Origin of the sequence: Neochlamydia sp. AcF65 (assembly GCF_018342435.1) — a bacterium.
In the GTDB taxonomy this organism is placed as follows: Bacteria; Chlamydiota; Chlamydiia; order Chlamydiales; family Parachlamydiaceae; genus Neochlamydia.
Genome location: NZ_JAEMUE010000058.1, coordinates 1 through 2701 on the forward strand (window position 1 = coordinate 1; position 2701 = coordinate 2701).

General features: G+C 34.3%; 1 protein-coding gene and 1 rRNA gene. One reads left to right on the forward strand and one right to left on the reverse strand.

The features are described 5' to 3' along the window. Nucleotides 1-279 precede the first annotated feature (279 nt). The gene (locus tag NEOC65_RS07170; protein ID WP_213156131.1) at nt 280-2322 is read left to right on the forward strand and encodes a RhoGEF domain-containing protein; all 2043 of its coding nucleotides are present in this window, start codon (nt 280-282) and stop codon (nt 2320-2322) included. A gap of 152 nt (nt 2323-2474) precedes the next feature. Here the strand turns inward: NEOC65_RS07170 and rrf are convergent. Beyond that, a 5S ribosomal RNA gene (rrf, locus tag NEOC65_RS07175) occupies nt 2475-2589 on the reverse strand. Between the last annotated feature and the right edge of the window lie 112 nt (nt 2590-2701).

The following is a 2701-nucleotide window of genomic DNA, read 5'->3' on the forward strand; positions in this document are numbered from 1 at the left end:
GGATTACCGATGCTAGGCGAAATGCTACTTATGCACCTAATTATCTGAGAGGATTACTAGGTAAGGTGTTTATCAAATAATTCTCATCAAAATGCCCTGTCCTTTGCTTGGCATACTTTTTGCTAATTTCTTATTAAGAAATAAATCATAACCATTCACAGTTGGCTTTATTTAACAAATTTAATGAAAATTTTAATATTAATAATTATAAAATTAATAATATAATTATAATTATAAAAAGATTTACCCATAAGATCTAATTAAGTAGGGAGTAATTCTATGTCAGTTCCCATATTTTCTAAATTGTCAAACCCTGTGGCCTCTTCTCAACATGATAGCCCTCCCAAACTCAACGGTTTTACCTTAGCGGCTGATGGCAAATCAGCTATTAAAGATGTTAAGCTTCAAGGAATAAAACTAAAATTTGTGGTCTCACTGGCTGATTGCAAATCTCCTGAAGATCAGCAAAAACGTTTAGCTTCATTTAGTTCAGAAAAAATTAGAAAAGCAGCTAGCTTAGCCATAGGATTGGGCCTAGGAAAAGAAAAAGAACTCAAACAAGTGAGCTTTGAGCATACGGCTGAAAGCAACTTATTAACAGCGACTAAACATTATGCTGATCAAAAAACTAATAAAGTCGATTCTAAATATTTTAACACCCTTGAAAAATTGTTAAGTGAGAGAGGAGATAAACCGGGTTTAAAGCGTCTAATAAAGCAAAAAAAATTGTACGAAAAAACTGTCCAGGCATGGAATAAACAGGGGAAATTAGATAAAAAAGCTGAAAGCATGGTAACTGCTTCTACAAAGATGTATTCAGAAAATATTAAGAAGCAGGTAACTAGCCAAATGCCAAAACAAGAAAGAGTTTCTAAACCCTTTCCTCCCCTTCCTCCCCTTCCCTCCAAAGCAGATTCTTCTCAGCAGGAAAAAATAGCTGGAACGGTTTCTAAAGAAGCAGAAAAGCCCTCTACCTTATTAGGTGCAGAAGAAGCAAAAAAATTTCATGCGTTCGAAGAGGAATTACTCGCTTTAGATTTACAAACTACCGGGGAAATAGAAAATCCGACAGGTAAAATTCTTACACAAGTAGATCAATCTGAAATCAATAAAGAAGAGACTTTGCCACCTAGCGATAAGAAGAAAGCTATATCAGAAGAAGACCAAGCAATCTTTAAAAAATTTGCTAAGCTTTTAGAAGAATTAAATGATGAAAATAAAGGCCTTACTCTTAAATCTAATGGGACAATTGAAATTGCAAAAAGGCGCATTTTAAGCTTAGGAAGTTTTTTTAACCAAGGACGCAGTAAAAGCAGCCAAGCGGCCTTATCAAAAATATTAGCTACAATAGATTCGACTCTCCGTAGTGGCTATGACCCTCTTATTCCTAACGACTCAGGAGAACCTTTAGATATAAGGAAGTTATACAATAACTTTATTCAAAGTTCATATGGTGAAAAATTGATTATGAATTCACCTTCTATGGCTCATATGATTGTTAATCATTCACTAGCAAAAATTAATGAAAATGATCCCGAAATGGGTAAAAAATTAGAGGGTCAGTTTACGCGTTTAACGGCTAGCGACGAATATGATGGAAAAGCCATCTTACAGTTTATTAAAGATTTGCCTTTCAGCGTGGCTATTGCTCAATACAAAAATTCTACCGATTCTACTTCTAGTGCGCACCTCAGTCAACCCACTACTTTAAATTTTAATCCTGTGCCACTCACTTCACAATTAGATCAAGTGATAAATGAACTTATTACTACCGAAAAAAGTTATCTTAAGAACATTCATTTATTGCTCTCTCATTCTTCTGAAAATAATGTTTTCCAACAACTATTGGATCATAAGGTTATCTCAGAAGAGGAACATGCTATTCTAACTCAAGGATGGCAAGAGCTAGCCAAGCAATCTGAATCATTAATTGGGCAGCTTGAGGCTATGCAAAAAAGCTCAGCAAATCCTTTAGAAGCTTTGGCTACTATTTTTTCTGCAAGCAATTTAGAAGATTACATAAAGTCTACAGGAATATTAGTTATAAAAAATATTCAACTCAATCGTTTGATAACAAAAATTTCAGGAACAGCAGAAGGAAAGAATATTTTGCAAGGCTTTGAGAATAAGCCTCCTTATGTCAATTTAGGCTCTATATTTATTGGTCCTGTGCAAAGGCTTCCTCGCTTAGAGATGTTAATGAAAGAAGTAAGTAAAAGAAGTGGCGATCAAAATTTAAGAGAAGCACAAGCAGTTGCTGCTTTGGAAACAAATATAAAGACGCAGTTAAACTTTATCAATTCATTAACTCCTACTTTATAATAAGCAAGATTAAAAAAGAAAAAGAGATAAATAGCTTAACTAGCTAAATTTAAAAGAGTTAGATAAGGAAGAAAAAAGGATAAACAAAGCAAGATAGAGTAATAGGAAAGGAGAAAAATTTTTAGCAGTGCTGTTTAGTAAAGAAAAAAAAAGCTTGGCGGCGACCTACTCTCCCACACTCTTGTGTGCAGTACCATTGGCGATAAGAGGCTTGACTTCTGAGTTCGGTATGGGATCAGGTATTTCCCTCTCTCTATTGCCACCAAGCAAAATTGGTTTAACTTTTAAAAGCTAGGCAAATGATTAGTTAAGAAATCGTATCAGTTTTTAGCTTTAACGCTTCACACACATAAATCAACGCTTGAATTTCTCTTTCTTA

Excerpts from the sequence above, each read along its gene's own strand:
- NEOC65_RS07170 (WP_213156131.1), top strand. The coding sequence starts at position 280 with ATGTCAGTTCCCATATTTTCTAAATTGTCAAACCCTGTGGCCTCTTCT.